The organism is Myxococcus virescens (genome assembly GCF_900101905.1).
Lineage (GTDB): Bacteria > Myxococcota > Myxococcia > Myxococcales > Myxococcaceae > Myxococcus > Myxococcus virescens.
On record NZ_FNAJ01000045.1, the window covers coordinates 1 to 1,859 of the forward strand.

The following is a 1,859-nucleotide window of genomic DNA, read 5'->3' on the forward strand; positions in this document are numbered from 1 at the left end:
AGGTCGGCGTCGCGCGCCGGGAGGACGTGGACGACGGCCTCGTCCAGCTCCCTCCCTGTCCCGCCTGCCGCTCCACCGAGTTTCTCATCCGCGCGCCCGAGGGTGAGCCGGAGCATCCGGCGCCAGGCAGCTTCGGGCACCTGCACCGGCTCCTCGTCGGCCACCTCCATGCCGAGCTGGTCCAACGCGGGCGCCTGCACACGGTGCTCAAGCCCAAGGGGGGCGGCGCCGGCAAGGTGGTGGTGCGGCCCCTTTCTCAGGAGGCTCGCGAGCGCTGGTTTCCGCAGGGCTTGCTCATCGAGGTGTCGCCCGACGAGAAGCCCCGCGCCCCGGAAGAGTCCAGCCAATAGACATACACTGTCAGCAAAACAGAGCCCCCCCTGCGCCCGCAATGCCCCGGCGTCCCGAATCCCTCCCTCCTCGGCTTGCTATCACTCGAAGGTAGAGCGTGTATGTCTTCGCGCGCCACCCACTGCGCGCCAGGGAGACACCTATGGCTATCGGCACTGACACCACCTACCTCGGCAACGAAATCCCCGGCCTCCGGGGGCAGAAGGTCCGCATCTTCGCGGTGCTGCGCGGCGGCACCCGCCCTGACGCCGACACGGACGCAGACGACTACTACGTGAACACGGACGAGAAGCTGGCGCGCCTCGGGGGCGTCACGGCCGAGGACTGCATCGACGCGGCTCCTGTCCTCCCGGGCGGCACCACCTCCTTCGTGCATGTCGATCCGCGCGCCATCGACCTGGAGCGCTTCGCGCACCTGCGCAAATAGCGACTTGCATTGCACCTGAAACAGAGCGCGTATGCACGCACTCGCGAGCAGGCGCACCAGAGAAAGCCATGACAGACACCCCCGAGGCGCGTAGCGCCTCCGAAGAGCAGGACATCCCCCCATCGCGCGATGCAGCGCTTGAGAGAATCGCCAACAGGCACATGGGCTTCGACACGCTGCGGACGCGCATCGGCCCCATCGACTTCCGCGAAGTCGCGGTGTGGGAAGTGAAGGATGCCCTCGAAGCGGCCTACCAAGCTGGGCTCGACGCAGCCGGCAGCACTCGCGTTGCCGCCCCGAATCAGCCCAAGAGCCCTCGCAATCCCAGCGCACAATGACTTGCCATACGCGCGCGACAGAGCGTGTATGCCTCACGCGCGCCACCCAAGGGCGCGCGGAAGGACGAAACAATGACACCCCGCAAGCCACACACCGCCAGCTCCGCGAAGCCTGCCCGGGCACCCGAGGCAACCCTCGAACGCATAGCAAGCGAAGCACTCAACATTGAAACCTTGAAGACACGCAACAGCGACAGCCTCGACTTTCACGACGTGGCGGTATGGCGACTGAAGGAGGCTCTCGAAGCCGCCTATCTGGCCGGCCTGAGCGCCGCCAGCAACACCCGCAGCAAGTAGCGCCTCCTCTCACCACCCACGCCCCGCCCAGCGGGGCACCAGCGCATGAGGGCCTCCGGGCCGCCCTCGTGAACGACAGACGTGTACCCACGGCCCGGAAAGGAAAACACCACCATGTCCCGCACCACCGCCCCGAAGAAGAAGCTGGAGTCCATGAACCTGACGGAGCTGCGTGCCCGCTACCGCGAAGTGGTGGGCGAGGAGACGCGCAGCCCCAACAAGAAGTACCTCATCCGCCGCATCGAAGAGTCCCTCGCCGCCCAGAAGCGGCGCAGCCCCACCCGCCGGGCGACGGCCACCGCCCCCAGCGCCCCTCCTCCGGCCCCTACTGCACCGGCCACCACCTCGGCAGAGGGCACGCAGCCCGCTCGCCAGCGCGGGCGCTTCGCCGGCATGTCGCTGCAGCAGTTGCAGGAGAAGTACCGCGAAGTCGTCGGGCGTCCGAC

General features: G+C 67.9%; 4 protein-coding genes and 1 pseudogene. All 5 read left to right on the top strand.

The window, feature by feature from the left end:
* Positions 1-350: hypothetical protein (locus BLU09_RS37935; RefSeq protein ID WP_090496016.1), on the top strand; the 350-nt coding region annotated here is incomplete at its 5' end.
* A 143-nt stretch (positions 351-493) separates the two neighbouring features.
* A complete protein-coding gene (locus BLU09_RS37940; RefSeq protein WP_090496017.1) occupies positions 494-778 on the top strand; it encodes a hypothetical protein in 285 nt (94 codons plus the stop codon).
* A 68-nt stretch (positions 779-846) separates the two neighbouring features.
* A complete protein-coding gene (locus tag BLU09_RS38610) occupies positions 847-1,116 on the top strand; it encodes a DUF6900 domain-containing protein (protein ID WP_143043289.1) in 270 nt (89 codons plus the stop codon).
* Positions 1,117-1,188: 72 nt separating this feature from the next.
* A complete protein-coding gene (locus BLU09_RS37945) occupies positions 1,189-1,413 on the top strand; it encodes a DUF6900 domain-containing protein (protein ID WP_090496018.1) in 225 nt (74 codons plus the stop codon).
* Between the two features lie 114 nt (positions 1,414-1,527).
* A pseudogene (locus tag BLU09_RS37950) lies at positions 1,528-1,859 on the top strand (DUF2924 domain-containing protein); the annotation flags it as partial.

What these genes read in the sequence shown, in the direction of transcription:
- BLU09_RS37940 (WP_090496017.1), top strand. Translation starts at nt 494, where the DNA reads ATGGCTATCGGCACTGACACCACCTACCTCGGCAACGAAATCCCCGGC.
- BLU09_RS38610 (WP_143043289.1), top strand. Translation starts at nt 847, where the DNA reads ATGACAGACACCCCCGAGGCGCGTAGCGCCTCCGAAGAGCAGGACATC.
- BLU09_RS37945 (WP_090496018.1), top strand. Translation starts at nt 1,189, where the DNA reads ATGACACCCCGCAAGCCACACACCGCCAGCTCCGCGAAGCCTGCCCGG.